20 protein-coding genes are annotated in these 19,312 nt (G+C 36.4%); all 20 read left to right on the top strand.

Annotated elements, in window-relative coordinates:
* Nucleotides 1-26: 26 nt before the first annotated feature.
* Complete coding sequence (locus NSQ08_RS29420; RefSeq protein WP_340780598.1) at nucleotides 27-2,303, top strand: SpaA isopeptide-forming pilin-related protein; 2,277 nt, start codon at nucleotides 27-29, stop codon at nucleotides 2,301-2,303.
* Between the two features lie 15 nt (nucleotides 2,304-2,318).
* The gene (locus tag NSQ08_RS29415; protein ID WP_309515460.1) at nucleotides 2,319-2,450 is read left to right on the top strand and encodes a hypothetical protein; all 132 of its coding nucleotides are present in this window, start codon (nucleotides 2,319-2,321) and stop codon (nucleotides 2,448-2,450) included.
* Nucleotides 2,451-2,475: 25 nt separating this feature from the next.
* Nucleotides 2,476-2,934: a TRAG family protein gene (locus tag NSQ08_RS29410; protein ID WP_340780596.1), complete on the top strand. Its 459-nt coding sequence runs from the start codon at nucleotides 2,476-2,478 to the stop codon at nucleotides 2,932-2,934.
* A gap of 40 nt (nucleotides 2,935-2,974) precedes the next feature.
* The gene (locus tag NSQ08_RS29405) at nucleotides 2,975-3,550 is read left to right on the top strand and encodes a TraM recognition domain-containing protein (RefSeq protein ID WP_340780595.1); all 576 of its coding nucleotides are present in this window, start codon (nucleotides 2,975-2,977) and stop codon (nucleotides 3,548-3,550) included.
* Nucleotides 3,551-3,653: 103 nt separating this feature from the next.
* A complete protein-coding gene (locus tag NSQ08_RS29400; RefSeq protein WP_113710522.1) occupies nucleotides 3,654-3,902 on the top strand; it encodes a hypothetical protein in 249 nt (82 codons plus the stop codon).
* Between the two features lie 561 nt (nucleotides 3,903-4,463).
* Nucleotides 4,464-4,907, top strand: coding sequence for a hypothetical protein (locus tag NSQ08_RS29395; protein ID WP_262787270.1), 444 nt, complete (start codon nucleotides 4,464-4,466; stop codon nucleotides 4,905-4,907).
* Between the two features lie 29 nt (nucleotides 4,908-4,936).
* Complete coding sequence (locus tag NSQ08_RS29390; RefSeq protein WP_262787271.1) at nucleotides 4,937-5,161, top strand: hypothetical protein; 225 nt, start codon at nucleotides 4,937-4,939, stop codon at nucleotides 5,159-5,161.
* 31 nt (nucleotides 5,162-5,192) lie between these two features.
* Nucleotides 5,193-5,501 (top strand): hypothetical protein, encoded by a 309-nt coding sequence (locus tag NSQ08_RS29385; protein ID WP_215575560.1) that lies wholly within the window; start codon nucleotides 5,193-5,195, stop codon nucleotides 5,499-5,501.
* A 104-nt stretch (nucleotides 5,502-5,605) separates the two neighbouring features.
* Nucleotides 5,606-6,691 (top strand): hypothetical protein, encoded by a 1,086-nt coding sequence (locus NSQ08_RS29380; protein WP_262787272.1) that lies wholly within the window; start codon nucleotides 5,606-5,608, stop codon nucleotides 6,689-6,691.
* A 15-nt stretch (nucleotides 6,692-6,706) separates the two neighbouring features.
* Nucleotides 6,707-8,302, top strand: a complete 1,596-nt coding sequence (locus NSQ08_RS29375) for a hypothetical protein (protein WP_340780593.1) — start codon at nucleotides 6,707-6,709, stop codon at nucleotides 8,300-8,302.
* Nucleotides 8,303-8,380: 78 nt separating this feature from the next.
* Nucleotides 8,381-8,890, top strand: a complete 510-nt coding sequence (locus tag NSQ08_RS29370; protein WP_262787233.1) for a hypothetical protein — start codon at nucleotides 8,381-8,383, stop codon at nucleotides 8,888-8,890.
* A 49-nt stretch (nucleotides 8,891-8,939) separates the two neighbouring features.
* Nucleotides 8,940-9,371: a hypothetical protein gene (locus tag NSQ08_RS29365; RefSeq protein ID WP_262787234.1), complete on the top strand. Its 432-nt coding sequence runs from the start codon at nucleotides 8,940-8,942 to the stop codon at nucleotides 9,369-9,371.
* Entirely contained in the window at nucleotides 9,368-9,550 is a 183-nt protein-coding gene (locus NSQ08_RS29360; protein WP_340780591.1) for a hypothetical protein, read from the top strand. Before NSQ08_RS29365 ends, NSQ08_RS29360 begins: the two co-directional genes overlap by 4 nt.
* A 24-nt stretch (nucleotides 9,551-9,574) precedes the next feature.
* Complete coding sequence (locus NSQ08_RS29355) at nucleotides 9,575-12,145, top strand: VirD4-like conjugal transfer protein, CD1115 family (RefSeq protein WP_340780590.1); 2,571 nt, start codon at nucleotides 9,575-9,577, stop codon at nucleotides 12,143-12,145.
* 57 nt (nucleotides 12,146-12,202) lie between these two features.
* Nucleotides 12,203-12,412, top strand: a complete 210-nt coding sequence (locus NSQ08_RS29350; protein ID WP_201040208.1) for a hypothetical protein — start codon at nucleotides 12,203-12,205, stop codon at nucleotides 12,410-12,412.
* Nucleotides 12,413-12,435: 23 nt separating this feature from the next.
* The gene (locus tag NSQ08_RS29345) at nucleotides 12,436-15,042 is read left to right on the top strand and encodes a pLS20_p028 family conjugation system transmembrane protein (RefSeq protein WP_340780587.1); all 2,607 of its coding nucleotides are present in this window, start codon (nucleotides 12,436-12,438) and stop codon (nucleotides 15,040-15,042) included.
* Between the two features lie 47 nt (nucleotides 15,043-15,089).
* Nucleotides 15,090-15,377 carry a DUF5592 family protein gene (locus NSQ08_RS29340; RefSeq protein WP_002130425.1) on the top strand — a complete coding sequence of 96 codons (288 nt, stop codon included), beginning with the start codon at nucleotides 15,090-15,092 and terminating at the stop codon, nucleotides 15,375-15,377.
* 14 nt (nucleotides 15,378-15,391) lie between these two features.
* A complete protein-coding gene (locus NSQ08_RS29335) occupies nucleotides 15,392-16,201 on the top strand; it encodes a hypothetical protein (protein WP_098769585.1) in 810 nt (269 codons plus the stop codon).
* 15 nt (nucleotides 16,202-16,216) lie between these two features.
* Nucleotides 16,217-18,154, top strand: a complete 1,938-nt coding sequence (locus NSQ08_RS29330; protein ID WP_219375879.1) for a VirB4 family type IV secretion system protein — start codon at nucleotides 16,217-16,219, stop codon at nucleotides 18,152-18,154.
* Between the two features lie 4 nt (nucleotides 18,155-18,158).
* Nucleotides 18,159-19,286, top strand: coding sequence for a bifunctional lytic transglycosylase/C40 family peptidase (locus tag NSQ08_RS29325; RefSeq protein WP_340780586.1), 1,128 nt, complete (start codon nucleotides 18,159-18,161; stop codon nucleotides 19,284-19,286).
* Nucleotides 19,287-19,312 lie beyond the last annotated feature (26 nt).

Below are 19,312 nucleotides of genomic sequence, written 5' to 3'. Positions count from 1 at the left end.
GCATATCATTTGAGGGAGCTGTTAGTATGTTGAAACGATCGTATCAAACGTTACTCATTATCATGAGTATGCTTCTAATTGTCTTAAATTTTGTATTTCCACTTACGAAAGCGAGTGCTGAAGTCATTAATCGTGAGAAATACGAAATGAATTGGAGTTTTAGTCCCATGTATGGGAAAGAGTTACGGACAGAACTACTGAAGAATGCGAATGGGCAAATTGCGTATTGTTTAACTTATGGAAAATTAAGTCCCAACGGTAATGATCTTCCAGAGATGGGGCGCACAGATGATGTTGTGTACCGAGTTCTTCTAAATGGATATCCGCAAAAGAGTCCAGAAGAATTAGGAGTTTCTGACTGGAAAGAGGCGCATTATGCGACACAGCTTAGTGTTTGGGCAGCGTTAGGTCAAATTGACATTAACGAAGTTCAGCATCGCAATGGGAATGTTGCAAAAGCCGTAAAAACCATTATTGATGGGGCAAATGCAAGCCAGGAAACACAAGACGTGTACATGAATGTAACACCAACAGACAATCAAGAAGCAAAGTTAAACGGTGAGTACTTTGAAACGACAGTGTATCAAATTGAAAGTAACGCTAAGAACGGTGTATTTACAGTTCAACTAGCTAATGCACCGAATGGAACGAAAGTTGTTTCAACAAAAGGTGAAGCAAAACAACAATTCAATTTAGGAGAACAATTCCGTATTCTAATACCGAAATCCTCTCAAACAGGTAACTTTTCCTTAAAAGTAACATCTAATCTTTCTAATTTGCAGGCAGTCGCTTATCAAGGAACAGATAAAGTCCAAGATGCAACAGTCCTTTTAGAAAAAAATGAGGAAAAAGTAAGTGCCGATCTACAAGTAAACTGGAAATCTCTTGGTGGATTGAAAGTTGTAAAAGTTGGAGAACAAAAAGAATTGCTACAAGGTGCCGTATTTGAAGTCATGAACAGTGCAAATGAAAAAGTAGGCACAATGACTACAAATGAGCAAGGTTCAGCAAGCCTTTCCGGTTTGGAAATCGGAACTTATACTCTTAAAGAGGTAAAATCACCTACTGGATATGTACTAAATGGGCAACCACAACAAATTGAAGTTAAAACAGGTGAGGTTGCTACAATTACAGTACAAAACACGAAGGTAAAAGGAAATATCGAAATTAAGAAATTAAGTGACAGCGGAAAAACTCTTCCAAAAGTAGAGTTTACAGTGTATACAGCTGAGGGAAAAGAAATTACAAAAACAACTACAAATGAACAAGGAATCGCACAAATGAAGGATCTTCCATTTGGAAAGTATTATTTTGTTGAAACAAAAGGGGTAGAAGGATACCTTCTTAATCAAACAAAATATCCATTCGAAATTAAAGAACAAGGAAAAACTTTACCTTTCACAGTCGAAAATAAAGAAGTAAAAGGAAACGTGCAACTTCTAAAAGTAGATGGAGAGAATCCAGGTGGAAAATTAGAGGGTGCGGTGTTTGTTCTTCAAGATAGTAAAGGAAAGAAAATTAGTGAACACAAAAGTGATAAAAACGGTTTGATTGAAGTGAAAGACTTACCATTTGGAGCATATTCATTTGTTGAGAAGCAAGCACCAATCGGCTATGTGTTAAACAAAGAACCTATTCCTTTTAGTATCTCGGAACAAGGAAAGACAGTCATGCTAACAGCGAAAAACAAGAAAATAACAGGAGAGTTGGAGATTAGTAAGGTAGATATTGCGGATGGCAACAATAAACTTCCTAACGCTGAATTTACTATCTTTAATGAACAAGGAAAAGAAGTTGCAAAAGGAAAAACGGATGAAAACGGCATTGCAAAATTCAAACTTCCATATGGAAAGTACACATATAAAGAAACATTCGCACCAGACGGATATTTACTGAATGAAGAAGTATTCCCTTTTGAAATTAAAGAGGATGGTCAAATTATTAAGCACACGGTGAAGGATCAGAAGAAACCGACACCACCTACACCAGAGACACCACAACCAGAACAACCACAAAAACCAGAAATACCACAAAAACCAGATCAACCAGAAGCGCCACAACCACAGGTACCGGAACAACCAAAAGTAACCGAAAAACCTGTCATTCCACAACTAGAGAAACCACAACAGATTGTTATGAAACCACAACTAGAACAAACACCAAAGAAAATTGAAACGTATCTTCCGACAACAGGCGGTAAAGCCGAAAATCCATACATAAAATGGATCGGTCTTGCATGTGTCGTACTTGGCTTAATTGGAGCTGTATTTGCAGTGAGAAATCGCAAGAAAACTCAATCATGAAAGGACTAAGAGTATATGACAAAATACCAAGCTCGTTTTAGTGAAATAGATGAAAATCCGCTTGGTTTTGCTATTGGATTTCGTAATGCATGTATACTCGTAATTCCCATTTGGACAGTTGTTTTTTGGATAGGGAGCAAGATATAAGAAACCGAGAGGGAGATGAAATAAAATGTCAGAAATCTACGTCGGTAAAATGAAAAATTTAGGGAAACCTGGGGAAGGCGTTATGCGGCGCAAGAGTGCTTGGTTACCTGAAGAATTGATGCAAGCAATTTCAATCGCTCAAACTGTAATGAAACCATTAAAGCAACATGATTATTGGATAGAATCCGCTACAAAATTATTGGCAGGAAGTATTTTGTATCTGAATCAACGGCATAAAAACCTATATTACCTAGATGTGAAAAAAGTTATTGAGTTCACGGAAAAAATGTATGAGAGTGAAGCTAACTTGGTAGAGGTAGTAAATTCGCTCGAGAATGAGCATCCAGCTTATCATATCTTCCATGAGCTAGGTCTTTATTCAAAAGAAACAAGGGATGCGATAACTATTACTTTGCTATACATTCTTGAAAAACATCAACGTGAAAAGCAAGAGGAACAAAAAGAGTATTTTTGGTTTCAGTAGTAGTCAGAAGAGGAAAATGAAATAGGAAGGAGTGCAATACATGTTAGGCGTAGCTAAGAAGTATACAAAGGTGATTAGAGCGTTGAAAGAGATGAATGAAAGGGAAAAGGTTGCAGGTGTGATAAAAGCTCGATTTGGGGCTTATAAATCGGTCATAGAAGGTGTAAAAGAAACAAATGATGATTTTATTTTCATTTTTGATCCGAAAGGTATCTTTTTTGAAGACACATACAAAGAGAAACAAGAGCAAGGGTATCACATACTCAAACATAATTTACTGTCTGGTTATGAAACGCTTGAAATGGATGTAAAGAAAAAATCAGTTGTGTATATCAGTATAGAAACGGAAACAAGTACGTATCAAGAGAGAGGAGAAGCATTATCCAATTTTCTTCAGTATCTAACAGAATGCAAGAATATAAGACCGATTAACCTGGTATTTCATCAATATGATTTGTACCCGATCCCTCATATGGAGCAGTTTTTACAAGAAAGCGCAACATACCACATTCATCATTCAATCGTAGTTGAATCTCAATCCGCATTACAGCACATATACGGAAAAGAGGCAGCACAACGCATTATCACTTCGTACAACACAACAATCCTAGCATGATATGAAGCACTCGTTCACTATTTCATCCTATCTAGATGGCTAGAAAACTATACAAGGGAGAAGCGCTTTTCTCCCTTCTTTATCAAAAATAGGAGGCGTTCATATGAGAAAAGAACAAAGGCTCACATTCTATGATATTGCCGCATCACAAGCTCATAGTGTCAAAACTTTTGATGGAAAAACATACGAACTGAAAGGCACCATCGCAATTGAAAATAACACAGGAAGCATTGAAAATGTAGCTCAAATTTATTATCAAGTGCGTTCTGTCAGAGACGAACATCAAAACTTGATCGCAAAAAGGAAACATAAACAAGCGGAATTAGTAGCCGTAAAACAAAAGTGTAAATAAAAAAAGCGATTTTGAAGTGTGCTGAGAACATAGCACAAAGTAATTTGCTCTTTGACAATTTAGATATATATTGCGTATATCTTCCTTTCAGTAATGATGTAGAAGGATGATATACGGCTTTCAATATATATGCGTGCCTCCCTTGAAACGGTCACTAGAGGGGTTAGGTATACGATTATCGTTAGAAGAGTGCGTACGTAAAACTCATATCTGTGACCATTGGAAATGCATTGTATCAAAAATCTGTTTGCGCTAGTGATCGTGAGGAATATCCCATTTTGACATTCTAAAGAAGCGATAAACCATACAAACAGTAGATACATAAGGTTCTACGTTCATGCCAAAATACGTAGTGCGGTATTGGGCATATAGAAGCTAGGTCGGGGTTAGTTTCTATACGCATACCAATACAGGGTTCGTCATTCCAGCCATAAATGATATTTCCATTTTCTATCCCACTTTCCTTTAAATGTTATAAAATAAAGACAGATGTTGAAGTTTAAACGTGTCTCATCACACTTCAAAATCGCTTATAAAAATATGACATAGGGAGGAACATGTATGAGTCGTAAAGGGTGGATCATTTCCGCTGTTGTTGGACTGTTAATTGCAATTGGTATTGGTTCAACATTTGTCTTTAGTTCGGGAAAAGGGGAAGTAATGGAACTTAGTCCGTTAGAAATGAAGAAGTTCATGAGTGAGGATGGCACAGGTTTTGTTATGTTAAATTCCACTAAGAAAAAAAGGGAGGATTGGCTTCATGCTGTAAAAAAAATAGCGCAGCAAGAAAAGGTTCAGATACAAGAATTAGATGAAAAGCGTGAAGATGTACCAGGTTCAAGCAACCCTTATGATTGGGGCTTATCGCAAAAAAGAGATTCACTTGCATATTATGAAAAAGGAAAACTAAAAAAAGATATTAAAATTCCACAAATTAAACCATCAGAACTTGAAAATGAACTTAGTTTTTTTGTTAAAAATTGCAAAGAGCAATATCAGAAGTAATCACGTAATCATTGAAAGGTGGTGATACAGTGGCGATTACACAGAGGGAATTAAAAAAAGAAAAAGATATGGTAGCAAACTTACTAAGAGCCAATGGTCAGGATTATAACCATTGGCTTCATTTACATCATCAGAAATACATTGAAGAAAATCAAGATCTTGTAATGAAAGCTTTACAAGCTTATAAGGCAACATCAGCAGAAGTAAAAGAAGAAAGCAAGCCAAATGAGCCAAGTCAGCTTAGTAACGTATAAGCATTTAAAAATGAAAAGGGAGTGAATGTATATGTCAACGTTGGAAACAGTAGCTCAAATGTTAGTGCTAGGTGATGCGATGGATGGTCTAATTAATACGGGTACTTCATTTATTACATGGATGCAAAGAGGAGCAATAGTTAGTACAGCAATTGTTTTTTGTTTTGGCGCTTACCTCTTAATATGGGGCGGTGAACGAGGAAGACATAAATGTGTTTGGTGGTTTATTGGTGGGGCAGTCGGACTTGTTATTGTAATGGGATGCCAATACTTAGCGGAAAGCGTAAATACTAATGTTAAATTCGGTCAAATCATGTTCCCGTTTCTTTGGATGAAATAGTGAAAAAATATAAATAAGGCAATGAGGAAGCTATGCAAAGGGTATGGCTTTTTTTGTTGCCTTTTTTCATTGGAATTTAAAGTAAATGTGAGAAAGGAGAAGCCATGTTTGTCATTTTTAATAGTAGTAATGGAACAGAAATTGAGTCGGGTAAGCAATATTCTTTTCATGAAGCTTATACCTTAACGAAACGATTAGAACGAGTTTATAGAGAGGCAGGGCGGCAAGAACATATTGATTTCGATTTGTTAGATGGTCACTCTAATGAAATTTATAACGGTACATTATCACTTGGTTCGAGATATGCAGATCACATTTTTGATCACATTTCTAAAAAAATGAATGTGATGCAATTAGATCCAGAACAAGAGGAACAAAAAAAGGAGCTGTTAGAAACGTTAGAAAGGGAAATCAATGATTCTCCTTTTCATGAAGAATATGAATATCAAGAAGAATTACCAGAAAGGAAGGAAGAGCCCTCTTATCGTCCATCGGATGAAGTGAAAACACAAATAAAGCCTGGAAAGGAAAATAGAAAAGGATTCAAGATTATTGCGAGTGTCATAGGAAGCGTGGTGTTAATTGGAGCTGGTGCCATATTTGCCTTTAAGTTATTCTCTTCCGAGCCAGTTTCGAGTGCAAATGCTGGATCTGAACAATATGTAGTAAAAGGATTACAACAGGCAGCTATTCAACAGTATGGAGAAGCCGTTAAATACTTCGATAAGGTCAATTACACAGAATTAGATAAAGATAGTCAGAAGGCAGTTTTATTTACTTATTTATTAAATGGAAAGGCAAATAAGGCATTACAATATGAGCCGAAATTTGCAGAAAGTGTGGTTGCTTATTTTATTGGGATAGACAATATGAATAAAATCAATGAAATTGATGTCAAAAATGATGTAATCGACTTTGAAAAAGCAGCGCTTAATAAGAAATATGAGGAGGTAATTAAGCTTAAGGGGAAAGTCAATATGGACGGTAGACGTGAAAAACTCATTGTTGAAGCTTTTGTACATCTAAAAAAATATGAAGATTGTTATTCTTTTGCCAAAACGCAAGGAAATAAAAACGTAATGAAAGAGGTCAAAGAATTAGAGAAACGAGATATTCAACAATCTACGATAAGTGAAGAGGAAAAGAAAGCTAAGATTGAAAAAATTGATAAAGATCTACAGAACATCTAAGGGGGAGAGAATAACATGCCTTTAAATTATGAGAATCTGTACAAAAAAATGGGAATTGTTTTTCTTGGTGGTTCATTGATATTGAGTACGACAGGGTGCAGTTGGTTTGGAAGTAAGGAATCATCAAAAAGTAAATCAGCTATTACAAAAAAGGTAGATAAAAATAAGTCGGAGGAAAAGAAAGAAAATCTGAACAAACAAGATTTCGAAGCAATTACAGAGAATGCAATTCAAAGTAAGGATAATGAAGTTGCTTATGTACTCGAAGAGCTGGATAAATCAAAAATTAACTTTAAAGAAAAATCTATTGTAAGTAATCTTCAAAATGGGGATGACACCACTTCTCGTGTTCTAGCACTCTTTGATAAAGAAACGACAGATAAATCAATTCAAGATACAGCAAAAGATAATGTGATTGCAGCTATTACGGATAATAAGCCACAAGTCACCGTAAACGGAGATCATTTTGCATTTGGCGATCAAAATATTGATTCTCAAGTAGCGAGTATAGGGGATATTCTTCCAACAGAGAAGAAACCAGACGCAATTGTGAACCCACCAATTACACCGGAAGGTGAGAATGGTAATACGGAAAATACAGGGACAGAAAAACCAAAACCACCTATAGAGCCACCAACAGAACCGGAGAAACCAACAAATCCAGAGAAGCCAACAGAACCGGAGAAACCAACAAATCCAGAGAAGCCAACAGAACCGGAGAAACCAACAAATCCAGAGAAACCAACAGAACCGGAGAAACCAACAGATCCAGGTAAACCAACAGAACCGGAAAAACCAACAGATCCAGGTAAACCAACAGAACCGGAGAAACCAACAGATCCAGGTAAACCAACAGAACCGGAAAAACCAACAGATCCAGGTAAACCAACAGAACCGGAAAAACCAACAGATCCAGAGAAGCCAACAGATCCAGAGAAGCCAACAGAACCGGAAAAACCAACAGATCCAGGTAAACCAACAGAACCGGAAAAACCAACAGATCCAGAGAAGCCAACAGATCCAGAGAAGCCAACAGATCCAGAGAAGCCAACAGATCCAGAGAAGCCGACAGATCCAGAGAAGCCGACAGATCCAGAGAAACCAACAGATCCAGAGAAACCAACAGATCCAGAGAAACCAACAGATCCAGAGAAGCCAACAGATCCAGAGAAGCCGACAGATCCAGAGAAGCCAACAGATCCAGAGAAACCAACAGATCCAGAGAAACCAACAGATCCAGAGAAACCAACAGATCCAGAGAAACCAACAGAACCAGAGAAACCAACAGATCCAGAGAAGCCGACAGAACCAGAGAAACCAACAAATCCAGAGAAGCCGACAGAACCGGAAAAGCCAACAGATCCAGAGAAGCCGACAGAACCGGAAAAACCAACAAATCCAGAGAAGCCAACAGAACCGGAAAAACCAACAAATCCAGAGAAGCCAACGGAACCGGAAAAGCCAACAAATCCAGAGAAACCAACAGAACCGGAAAAACCAACAAATCCAGAGAAGCCAACGGAACCGGAAAAGCCAACAAATCCAGAGAAACCAACGAATCAAGAAAAGCCAGTTCTGAAACAAAATGAAAAGATGGTAGCGAGTAAATAAAGAAAAAACCAACTGATATTGTCAAAAAGGTACTCATAAAAAGAGTACCTTTTTAATTTGATGAAAGGGGTCATATAGATGTTTGTTAATAGTGCAAATTTAATACAAATTTCAAGTCTAGATAAAAGTCTAATGGTGGTAGGTCGAGTGGGAACAGGGAAAACGAGGGAATTGAAGAAAATGGCTTTAAGTTTATCAAAAGTTTTAGTGTTAGATCCATTGAAGGAATACGAAGAATTAGAGAAGCCAACAGAGGGGCATGTGACTTTACAATATTTAGATTGTGAATCAAATGAGGGATATAGGAATTTTAAAATTACAGAAGATGTGATAAATATAGCTAAACAATTTGAATATGTAATTGTAGATGAAACCAATTATTTATGTCAGGAAGATTTTATATACTTTCTTCAACAAATGAAGGATTTCGATATAAAAGTAATAGCGAGTTTTCAACAAATGCCAACAGATGCTCAAATTACTAAGAAATTTCGATACATCATATCTTTAGATGTAACGAATGATTTTGACAAGATAACAGAGTATGAAAAATATAATTATGATTCGGGTTTTGGTTTTAAGAAGTAAAGAAAAAATTAACTAGTTGTTTAATTTCTATTTAGGGAGGAATATAGAGGTGGAAAAATGGATATCACGTGGGGCTAAGGTAAGTTGGGGAATTTATATATTATTAGCAGCAATAGGTATTGGTCATATGATTTGGGGAATCAATGCTTTTGGTGATGCGTGGACAAAAAAGCATACGGTAATAGCGTTCATAGTTTTTGGTACATTTTATATCTTAATACTGATGCTTGAAATAGGAATTATGAATAAGAAATTGACTAAAAAAGCATTATTATTGGAAGTACCATTGTTGATTGTAATTACAATTGGTTTACTTGACATAATGATGATTTTAGAAGAGCATCCCATACGAGGACTTACGTTTTTAGTAGCACTTTTGATGTCCACACCGTTTGTATTTATCTTTCTTCGAATGGGATACAAACAATGGAAATTTTATAACGAATTAGAAGTTTTATTAGAGAAAGGAGAGCAAAAATGACAGAACTACTTACACAATTGATGATTATAATTGGAATGATGGTTCTTGCTTTTATTGTGTATACAGTCTTTTTACAACAAGTTACACAAGATATTGTACGTGAACTACTAAATCAGAAAGAAATAGAAAGAAAAAGTGTGGAAAATAATAAAAAAGATACCATTCAAATGAAAAGTTAGAGTGAACTGAGGTGATTTTCTGATATGTATAGTGAAAAGATATCAATCAAATATAAATTAGCTGAAAAAGAAGTACTCATTCCATTGAGTGCTTTTTTGTTTGTTGGAATGTTTTTAATCGCTAATTTTTTACTCAACTTATCTTTAGAGCTGATAGAAACAACATTTAGTGATTTATTACATCCAAAACCATTTCATATGGAGGTAGGATTTCTTTTTCAGATGCCAATTGCAGAGCATCCAATTTACTACTTGCTTGTTTTCCTTGTAGTGATTGGAACTATAGCGAGAACAGTGTACAAATTGAAATCTTCCTTTAAAAACTTAAATAATCATCAGAAAGGATCTAGTCGTTTTACAATAGTTGAAGAGCTGAAAAAGCAGTATCGAGCTGTACCAGATCGAGAGGAATCATTTAAAGGTGGCGGTGGTGTCGTTATCTCCCGACTAGGTGATAAGGTATTTATTGATGATAGCCCGGTAAACAATTTAATTATTGGTACAACACGCTCTGGTAAAGGGGAAACTTATGTATTTCCTACAATTGATGTTTATTCCAGGGCGGAGCATCAACCTTCTTTAATTATTAATACACCAAAAGGGGAACTATTTACGGCATCGAAAGATACCCTGGAAGAACGAGGGTATCACATTGAAGTTTTGAACTTGTTAAACCCACTTGATTCTATGAGTTATAACTTATTGCAGCTTGTCAAAGATGCTTATAAAGATGGAGATTATTCAACAGCGCAAGCACTATGTAAAACACTTTCTCACACTTTGTATTACAACCCAACTGTCAAAGATCCTTTTTGGCAACAGTGCGCTATGAGCTTGTGTAACGCCATGATACTAGCTGTTACGGATAAATGTATTGCAGAAGGTACAGAAGAAAAAATTACAATGTATGCAGTTGCAAATATGTTATCAGAACTTGGTTCAAAAGAGGTAATCGTAGATCCGGATGCAGATCCACAAAATGCATTAGATTTATACTTTGAAGGCTTACCAGCGGATAGTGTTGCGAAAATGCAATATGCAACCTCAAACTTCTCGAAAGGAACGACACGAGGGGGAATTTTCACCCAAACAATGAACGGACTTTCTATTTTTACATTTGATGAAATCGCTAAAATGACAGCAAAAAATAGTGTGGATTTAAAACGTGTCGGTTTTGGAAAAACAATAAAAGGAAAAGTGACATCTAGAAAACGAGTAGAAATTGTATTTCCAGATGGCTCAAAGGAGTCTATCAAGGCAGATATTACAGGACGTTTTGCATTAGATTTCAAACAAGTAATAAAAGTTGGAGATACCATTCAATGTAATGAAAAGGAAAATCCGCAAACGAAAACATCTATTTCTATTACAAAAATAGATGAAAAAACGGGTCATACAGAATTTAAAGTAGTAGAAGAAAATGAAGATATGAAAATAACAAAAGTGGATTATTTCGATAAACCAGTCGCTATTTTTATGATTACACCAGACTTTGATTCTTCGAATCATGTGATTGCTTCTATTTTTGTAAGGCAGCTTTATTTTATATTGGCAAAGGGTGCGTCCCTTGCTCGAGGGGGAGAATGCCACCGTGAAGTAGTATTTTTACTTGATGAATTTGGAAACATGCCGAGTATTGAAGGAATGGCGAATATTATTACGGTTTGTCTCGGTAGAAATATTCGCTTTAACCTTGTTGTTCAAGCATACGCACAAATAAAAAATAAGTATGGAGATGATGCAGATACGATTGATGGAAACTGTGGGAATACAATCTACATTCTAACAAACGATCAAGAAACAGCAGAAAAAGTGTCCAAAAAGCTGGGGAATCAGACAATTAATCTACCTTCTCGAAGTGGAAAAGGTCTTTCTACAGATAAAAATAAAACGGAAGGTTTAGATCAACGACCGTTATTAACAGCAAATGAGCTTATGAGTTTTAAAGAAGGAGAAAGTGCTGTTATTCGTGTCATAAAACGTCAAGATAATAATCGAAAGCGTATCAGACCACGTCCAATTTATAATACGGGAGAAACAGCTTTAAAATATAGATGGGAGTACTTAGGGAAAGAGTTCGATACAGATAAATCTATTTTAGATATAGATATCGACTCCTTACATGATGATGTAGAACCGAAAAAACTTATTGTAGATTTTCTAAGAGAAAGAAAGGAAGAACAAATTAAGAAAGAACCATCAGAGCCAGAACAGGAAGATTTGCCACCAGTAGAGACACCGCAGCCAGTAGAAGAGCCAACAATGATGGGAATTGATGAAGAGATTCCGGAAGAGGCGTTTCAGCAGGAAGATAGCCCGTTTGATTCCCTCTCCATTAAAAATTGGAAAGAAAAAACGGTTAATGAATTTTTTGAATCTGATTTAGCGGTTTTGAAACTGGTTGATAAGTTCTTTTTAGCACAGTTAGGGAAAGCAATAGATGAGGTTGAAAATCAAGAAATGGGCGAGTTTTACAGTGAATTTCAAATGTTAGCTCACAATGACCACATCGACAAAAGTGTTTATCAAGCAGTCGAAAACAAGATTAATCGAATCTTACGTGATTTAGAAGAAAAAGAACAAGTAACAAGTTAGAAAGCGCTCAAATAATTGAGTGCTTTTTTGATTCCAAACATAAAGGAGGAAGAGGGAATGTGCGTACCGACAATAACGGATAAAATGCAATTGATTTTAGATAGTTATTCGCCATTTGTTACAGAAGAAAATGAGGTCATCCTTGGTCTAGAAGATGCAGTTCTTTTCCTTTCAGTAGATCGGGAACAAAAAGGAAAATTGATTATTCGTATTGACAAACTGAATGAAAGAGTGAATTGGACAGCAAAGGAAGTATTAGGGCAGTAACAAGCATGAGAGGAGGATAAATGGTGAAAGATGAAGAGATTTTAAAAACTATAGAAGCGTTCTCGGATTATCTTCAAGTAGGAGACATCGTGAATTATGTATTGCGTTGGTTAGGATGGTTCCTAATTGTAGGTTTATCTTTAATTGTAGATGCTTTAGAAGGTGTCACAGATGCCATACTGGGGATTAAAGGATTCTTTAATTCACCGGAAATACAAAATTTTGTTGATATGTTATATCCATTGTTTGTCGTTCTTTTAGCCATATCATTTTTATATATTGGCTACATGTTCATTATGAACAAACAAATGAACCGTTCTCAAATTATCATCAATATTTTTGTAACACTGAGTGTACTTTGTTTATTAAGTACTGGTATGACAAAGGTTGATAAGTTCACCGATGATGCCATAGCAGTTGTAAAATCAGAACAAAAGGGTTCTTTAAGTGATGAAATTATTAAGAAGAACATAACAGATATAGCAGTAATAGATGAAAATAAATGGAAAAAGAAAGAAGACATGAGTCCGAAAAATCATATTCCAGAAAAAAACATTAGACAGATTGATATTACAGAAAAGATTGATTCGGATTTTGAGTTTGCAAAAGATAAAAAGTTAACAGATGATGGACAGGAAATCTTAAAAAATAAAAGAGTAATGGATGGGTTAGGAGTTGCATCTTTAGCAGAATTGAAAGATGGCTGGTTTGATTTCTTTCCCGAAAAGTATTATCGCTGGCATTGGAATTTTTGGAACATATTCTTCACTTTACTGATAACTGGCGCAACTTTGTTATTGGTGAGTATTAAATTAGCTAGGTTATTTTATGAATTGGCATTTAACTACTTGTTAGCGAACATATTAGCACCAGCGGATGTTGCGAATGGTCAAAAGTTAAAAGCCGTATTATCCAATATCCTCAATATATTTATAGCAACGATTATGATATTCCTATCTTTGAAGCTATATATAATGGGAACGGCGTTTCTCCATGACAAATTAAATGGTGTACCGTATCTGATTGCATTAGCGGCATTTAGTATGGCAGTTCTAGATGGCCCGGCGGTTGTAGAAAGGTTATTCGGTATAGATATTGGATTAAAGAGCAGTTGGGGCATGTTAGCAGGTGGTATAGCAGGCGGTTTCGCACTTGGTAAAGGAATTGGCGCTCTTGCAAACTCAAAACCAATGAAGAGTCTAGGGAATATGATTGGAAAAGGGGCGAAAGGTGCAGCAGAAGGAACGGGTGTTGCAGCAGCTAAAACGGCAAGTGCAGCAGCGATGGCAACAGGTGGCATGGCTGGTCTTATAAGTGGCTTGAAAAAAGGGAATGAGTCTGAAAATAAAGAGTCCTTGCAAGATCAAATGAAAAAAGCGGATCAAAAAAAAACACAAGGCAATGATGTAGCAAATAAGGAAAAGGAAAAAGGGGACTTAAATAAGGAAGAAAATAAAGAGAATGGTGGTGTTCCATCTATTCAAGAAGATATGAAAAAAGAAGGGAATGAAAACCCTGGGATGGCAAATGGGCAAGAATCGGGAACAACAAGTCTTCAAGATGAAATGAAAGAAGCTGGAAAAGCAAATGGAGCGAGTGAAGGAAATCCAACAGCCGGAACAGTAAGACAAGGAGCGAGTGGAGGAAATCCAACAGCCGGAACGGTAAAACAAGGAGCAAGTGAAGGAAGTCAAACACCAGGAACAGTAAGACAAGGGGCAAGTGAAGGAAGTCAAACACCAGGAACAGTAAGACAAAGGGCAAGTGAAGGAAGTCAAACACCAGGAACAGTAAGACAAGGGGCAAGTGAAGGAAGTCAAACACCAGGAACAGTAAGACAAGGGGCAAGTGAAGGAAGTCAAACACCAGGAACAGTAAGACAAGGAGCGAATGAAGGAAGCCAAACACCAGGAACAGTAAGACAAGGAGCGAATGAAGGAAGCCAAACACCAGGAACAGTAAGACAAGGAGCGAGTGAAGGAAGTCAAACGGCAGGACCAGTACCAAGCGGAAGTAGCCCGGGACCAATGGAAACATCAAGACCAGTACCAAGTGGAAGTAGCCCGGGACCAGTGGAAACACCAAGATCAGTGCCAAGTGGAGGAAGCCCGGGACCAGTAGAAACATCAAGACCAGTACCAAGCGGAAGTAGCCCGGGACCAGTAGAAACATCAAGACCAGTACCAAGCGGAAGTAGCCCGGGACCAGTAGAAACATCAAAACCAGTACCAAGCGGAAGTAGTCCGGGACCAGTAGAAACATCAAGACCAGTATCAAGCGGAAGTAGCCCGGCACCGGTAGAAACACCAAGATCAGTACCAAGTGGAAGTAGCCCGGCACCAGCCGACAATGTAACGGTGACACATAGTAGCCCAATTATTCCTTATGAAAGTGATAAGGAAGTGGCAGCAAGTAGAAATCAAGAAACACGGACATTAGGACAATATACAACGGATAAAGTTAAAAATACAACATCATCGGTGAAACAAAAGGTAATAGGAGTGCAAGATCGGATTCATAATTCTGAAACGGTACAGAATACAAAGCGTTTTTATCAGATGGGGCAAAACACAGGCAAAAGTTGGAGAGATATCGTGAACAAAAATAAAAATAATACGGATAAAAAATAAGCGTAATCGTGCGCTTATTTTTTATTGTCGAAAAGGAGGGAATCTCGATGAGAAGCTATCGGATTCCGAAGGAAATCAGTACAGAATTACGGATTAATAAAGTGCTTTATTTAATAGATTTCTTTTTATTAATTGGTTTATTAGTTGTAACAATGATTCTTAGGAATTTCGTACATGATTCCTTTCAGTTACCATTTGTTATTTTCATGGCAGCTATTGCAATTATCATGATTTGGCGACCAAGTACGAATCCTCAAAAACGAATGTATGAAGTGTTGATTATTACATTGCTAAGAAGAAAAGGTGCATATTGCGCCATTGATAACGATCAATAAGGGAGGGATCACATATGGCGTTATTCAGCGAAAAAGATGTGGAGAAAGAAGAGCCAAAACAACTAGAAATACCGAAGAAAAAAGCATTTCGATTTAATGAAAAAAATGTAAAAGAATCACTTTCTGAACCAAAAGAAATTGTGAAGATGGTACCCAATAAAAAGAAAGAAGAAAAACCAAAGGTAGAACCAAAAGTAAAAAAACAGAAGAAAGAAAAGCCAAAGAAAGATGTTTCGAAAAAGAAAAATCCAAAGCTTTTAGGTTTTTTATCTAGAAAAAAGAAAGAAGCACCACCAAAGGTAAAGAAAAGTATTGCGGAAATTATGCAAATCGTAGACATGACGGAGGATGGTATATTTGAGCTGAAAAATGAGGAGTTTTTAGAAATTCTTCAAGTGGAAGGTGACGATATGTTCTCTAAGAATAGCGATGAACAAGCATTTGTTATTTTCTCACATGCGTATTTTTATCAAGCCTACAAACATTCCATTAAACTCGTTTTTTTAAACTTCCCATGTCAAACTACCGAACAGCAACGATATATAGAGAAGAAAATTAAAGAATGTACCAGTCCTTTGTATGAACGAATTTTAAATCAGAAGTTAAAAGAACTTCAGTTTTTAGAATGGGGAAGAACAAATCGTGAAGCCTTCTTATTTATTTACGGAGAAACGGAATTAATCGTAAAAGAACGTGTGGATGCAGCAAAACGGTATATCAAGCGCTCTACTGAACTATTAGAAGTGGATGAAGAGAAAAAGTTAGAGCTTATGTTTAAATTGTTTAATCAAAATGCAAAATTAGGAACGAAAAATATATGGTAGTAAGGGGGAAACAATATGTTTGCGTTCAAAAGTAAAAAATCCAAAAAAGAAAAGCAAGAAGAACTAAAAAAGAAGAAAGGTTATAACCCTTATTTAGTGGCTAGAGTTCAGCCACAAGGGGGAATCAGCTTTAAAGAAAATTATGTGCAAACAGGTGATGGATTAGGTACTTGTATTCATGTTTTTGATTATCCAACAGAAGTAAATGATTTTTGGTTAGAGCAAATTATGAATATGCCAAATGTAATCACAACATTAGATGTAATGAGTGATGATCGAAAAGAGGTCGTTGAATCTATTAATAAATCCATGAGTGAACAAAGTGTTCGGCATGATACAGCAAAGGATAATATAGATCGGATTGATGCAAAAAATGAATTTTTAGAGCTGGAAGCTCTCTATACGGATTTGAAACAAGGTGAGGTCATGAAACGTATTCATATCCGTATCTATGTTTCCGCTAGAACTTTAGATGAGTTAGAAAAACAAGTAAAAGAAATCATGGAAACATTAGAGTCTTATAATTTTCGAGGAGCTGTCTTTTTAAATGAACAAGAGTATGAATGGGATGCACTCGTGACGAGCTTTGATACACAAAAAAATTATGTGAACCGAAGAAAAGGAAAAGAAATTCCGGCAGTCAGTTTGGCTGGTGGATGTCCATTTCACTATTCTTATTTGAACGATCCATACGGTACGTATTATGGGACAACGAAAACAAAAGGAAATGTTATTTTTGATATTTTTCATAAAGACAAACAAAGAAAGAGTTATAACGGTGTAATGGTTGGAAAGCCTGGTGCTGGAAAATCAACCTTACTAAAAAAGAAAGCCGTGGATTATGCAAGTAAGGGACATTTTATCCGTATTTTTGATATTGTAGGTGAATTTGAGGAAACAGTACGTGACTTGAATGGAAAAACAATTGCATTAGATGGATCACAGGGTCAAATTAACCCACTTCAAGTGTATAAGACAGCAGAAAGTGAGGAAGTTAGTTTCATTCAGCATTTATCCAAAGTAACAACTTTTTATCGCTTTATTGCACCAGAAGCAAAAGATGATGAAATTAAAGAGTATGAAAATTTGCTTCGAAAATTATATATTCGTATGGGATTATGGAATGATAAAAAGGGAGTAACAAATGAAATTACAACAAGAAAACCAAAAGAATACCCTATCTTCTCCGATTTTTTAAATTTTGTTCGTAACGAGTTATATCAAGATGTAGAAAGTAAAAAACACCATGAAAATTTAGGAGACAGTAGAATCCATCGTTTAGAATTAATTGAATTAAATCTAATGAACCTAGTAGAAGTGTATGCGCAATTATTCGATGGACATTCTACAATTGAAGATTTCAAGAAAGAACAAGTTGTATCTTTTTCCTTACGGAATATATCCAGTTCTAAACCAGAAGTGTTTCAGGCGCAAATCTTTAATGTGTTAAATCTTCTTTGGGATGAAATGATTTCAAATGGTGCTCCTCAATTAAGAGCCTTTAACAAAAAACAAATTGCTTTTGAAGATGTCATTCGATATTTCATTATTATTGACGAAGCACATCATATTATCAACACACGAAAAGAGAGTGCTCACGCTTTACAATTTTTAATTAAATTTAGCCGAGAAGACCGGAAATATTTTGCAGGGCTTTTATATGCAAGTCACACAATTCGAGATTTTGTACCGGAAGGATCTTCACAAGAAATGATTGATGAAATTAAAAAGCTATTTGAACTTACACAGTACAAATTTATCATGCAGCAAGATAATAACAGTTTAGATATGTTACGAAAAGTATTTGCAGGACAGTTAAGTGAAAGTGAAATTGCAGCGATTCCGCATTTGCCAACAGGGGATGTCATCTTAAGTATTGGGGCTGTAAAAAACATTCACTTCCATGTAGAAGTAACGGACGAAGAATTGATGTTATTCGGAGGAGGTGCTTAATACCATGCATCTAGTTTTAAAGATTATACCAAAGAAATGGCTCATCACTTTAGCACTAATTGTGATGGGTCTTTTTTCTTTTCTCTTACTTGGAGTTATGAGTATTTTTATTGCGGCAATGGGCGGAGAGAGTGGAACAGACACGGGTGATATTACGTATACAGGTGAAGGGCAAGTCATGAACGTTTCGCCCGAAGTTTTGAAATGGGAACCTACGATTCGGAAGTATGCAAAAGCCTTTGGCGTGGAACCGTTTGTCGCTTTAATGCTTGCTCAAATGATGCAAGAGAGCGGAGGACGTGGTAGTGATCCGATGCAATCATCAGAGGGTGCATTTAATACGAAATATTGTAAATCACCAAACTGTATTACTGATCCCGATTACAGCATATGGGCTGGCGTACAGGAGTTTAAACATGCGATAGAAAGAGCTGGTGTAACGAGTCCTGGTGACATGGATCATATCAAAACAGCCCTCCAAGCGTACAACTTCGGAACAGGATTTTTTGATTTTGTTGGTGCAAATGGTGGTAAATATACAAAAGAAATAGCAATCAAATTTTCACAACAACAGTATCAAAAAGTAAAACATACTGGCATGTATCATTGCCTTAGACCAGAAGCTGTACCGTATCAAGCGTGTTATGGCGATATCCTGTACGTCGATGCGGTTTTGAAATATTATCAACCGGGGTCTGTCGTTTCTGGTGGTGGAGGAAATCCAGGAAGTGGAGGAAGTAGCGGTTCAAAAGTTGCCGATGTAGGTCGTCAATGGATAGGGCGTTCTACATATGTATTTGGTGGTGGACGTAACACAAATGACATTGCAAGAGGGATTTTTGATTGTAGTAGTTTTGTACGCTGGGCATTCGAACAAGTAGGGATGTATACCAGTCCAATAGGAGCTGTAAGTACGGAAACATTAAATAAAATCGGTACAAAAGTATCAGCAAATGATATGAAACCGGGTGATGTTATTTTCTTTGATACCTATAAACATGACGGGCATGTTGGCATTGTAATTGATAAAAACACATTCATTGGATGCCAAACAAATAAAGGTGTTTCCATTGAAGATTTAAATAATCCGTATTGGCAAAAAGTCTTTTCTGGTCATGTAAGAAGGTTCTAAAAATATGAAAAAGTAAAGGGGAAATT

This window comes from Bacillus sp. FSL E2-8887, from assembly GCF_038007205.1.
Taxonomy (GTDB): Bacteria; Bacillota; Bacilli; order Bacillales; family Bacillaceae_G; genus Bacillus_A; species Bacillus_A mycoides.
The sequence above is the reverse complement of the archived record's forward strand: the minus strand, read 5'-3'. Positions and strand labels throughout refer to the sequence as shown.

Excerpts from the sequence above, each read along its gene's own strand:
- NSQ08_RS29385 (WP_215575560.1), top strand. The coding sequence starts at position 5,193 with ATGTCAACGTTGGAAACAGTAGCTCAAATGTTAGTGCTAGGTGATGCG.
- NSQ08_RS29415 (WP_309515460.1), top strand. The coding sequence starts at position 2,319 with ATGACAAAATACCAAGCTCGTTTTAGTGAAATAGATGAAAATCCGCTT.
- NSQ08_RS29395 (WP_262787270.1), top strand. The coding sequence starts at position 4,464 with ATGAGTCGTAAAGGGTGGATCATTTCCGCTGTTGTTGGACTGTTAATT.
- NSQ08_RS29410 (WP_340780596.1), top strand. The coding sequence starts at position 2,476 with ATGTCAGAAATCTACGTCGGTAAAATGAAAAATTTAGGGAAACCTGGG.
- NSQ08_RS29380 (WP_262787272.1), top strand. The coding sequence starts at position 5,606 with ATGTTTGTCATTTTTAATAGTAGTAATGGAACAGAAATTGAGTCGGGT.
- NSQ08_RS29370 (WP_262787233.1), top strand. The coding sequence starts at position 8,381 with ATGTTTGTTAATAGTGCAAATTTAATACAAATTTCAAGTCTAGATAAA.
- NSQ08_RS29330 (WP_219375879.1), top strand. The coding sequence starts at position 16,217 with ATGTTTGCGTTCAAAAGTAAAAAATCCAAAAAAGAAAAGCAAGAAGAA.
- NSQ08_RS29420 (WP_340780598.1), top strand. The coding sequence starts at position 27 with ATGTTGAAACGATCGTATCAAACGTTACTCATTATCATGAGTATGCTT.
- NSQ08_RS29405 (WP_340780595.1), top strand. The coding sequence starts at position 2,975 with ATGTTAGGCGTAGCTAAGAAGTATACAAAGGTGATTAGAGCGTTGAAA.
- NSQ08_RS29400 (WP_113710522.1), top strand. The coding sequence starts at position 3,654 with ATGAGAAAAGAACAAAGGCTCACATTCTATGATATTGCCGCATCACAA.
- NSQ08_RS29340 (WP_002130425.1), top strand. The coding sequence starts at position 15,090 with ATGAGAAGCTATCGGATTCCGAAGGAAATCAGTACAGAATTACGGATT.
- NSQ08_RS29325 (WP_340780586.1), top strand. The coding sequence starts at position 18,159 with ATGCATCTAGTTTTAAAGATTATACCAAAGAAATGGCTCATCACTTTA.
- NSQ08_RS29350 (WP_201040208.1), top strand. The coding sequence starts at position 12,203 with ATGTGCGTACCGACAATAACGGATAAAATGCAATTGATTTTAGATAGT.
- NSQ08_RS29360 (WP_340780591.1), top strand. The coding sequence starts at position 9,368 with ATGACAGAACTACTTACACAATTGATGATTATAATTGGAATGATGGTT.
- NSQ08_RS29335 (WP_098769585.1), top strand. The coding sequence starts at position 15,392 with ATGGCGTTATTCAGCGAAAAAGATGTGGAGAAAGAAGAGCCAAAACAA.
- NSQ08_RS29375 (WP_340780593.1), top strand. The coding sequence starts at position 6,707 with ATGCCTTTAAATTATGAGAATCTGTACAAAAAAATGGGAATTGTTTTT.
- NSQ08_RS29355 (WP_340780590.1), top strand. The coding sequence starts at position 9,575 with ATGTATAGTGAAAAGATATCAATCAAATATAAATTAGCTGAAAAAGAA.